The organism is Micromonospora sp. NRRL B-16802 (assembly GCF_001279555.1).
Classification (GTDB): Bacteria; Actinomycetota; Actinomycetes; order Mycobacteriales; family Micromonosporaceae; genus Micromonospora; species Micromonospora profundi.
The window spans coordinates 1-715 of record NZ_LGEB01000127.1; the positions used below are offsets into that span (position 1 = coordinate 1).

At 69.5% G+C, this 715-nt stretch carries 1 protein-coding gene; it reads left to right on the forward strand.

What is annotated here, in order from left to right; genetic code table 11:
• Positions 1 to 715: condensation domain-containing protein (locus tag ADK66_RS29155; RefSeq protein ID WP_231640248.1), on the forward strand; the 715-nt coding region annotated here is incomplete at both ends.

Consider the following 715-nt stretch of genomic DNA (forward strand, 5'->3'; position numbering starts at 1 on the left):
CGCCCTCCACACCCTCACCACCCGACACGAAGCCCTCCGCACCCGCTTCGTCGAACACAACGGCCTACCCCGCCAAATCATCGACCCCCCACCGGCCGAGCCGCCCGCGACCTCCGACAAACCCCCCACCGTCGTCGAGGTCCCCGCCGATGCCATCAACACCTGGGTCACCGAACAGGTCAGCCGGCCGTTCGACCTGGCAACCGGACCCGTGTTCCGCGCCGCCCTGGCTCGCATAGCACCCGACGACCACGTCCTCGTCCTCGTCGCGCACCACATCGTCGCCGACGGCTGGTCGGTGGGAATCCTCACCACCGAACTCACCAGCCTCTACGCCGCGGAAACCGGCTCCACCACCGACGCCCCGCTACCCAAGCTGACCGTGCAACCCGCCGACCACGCAGCCTGGCAGCGCGCCCGCCTCGACGACGACGAATTCACCCGACAACTCGACCACTGGCACACCACGCTGGCCGACCTGCCCACCATCGAGTTCCCCACCGACCGACCCCGCCCCGCTCACCCCACCGGCGCCGGAGCCTGGACCAGCCGACCCCTACCCCACGACCTCACCACAGCCGCGCACCGCTACGCCCGCACCAACCACGTATCCCTGCTCGCCATCCACCACGCCGCACTACTCACCGTGCTACACCGCTACACAGGACAAACCGACCTACCCATCGGCTCCATCCTCTCCGGCCGCACCCACACC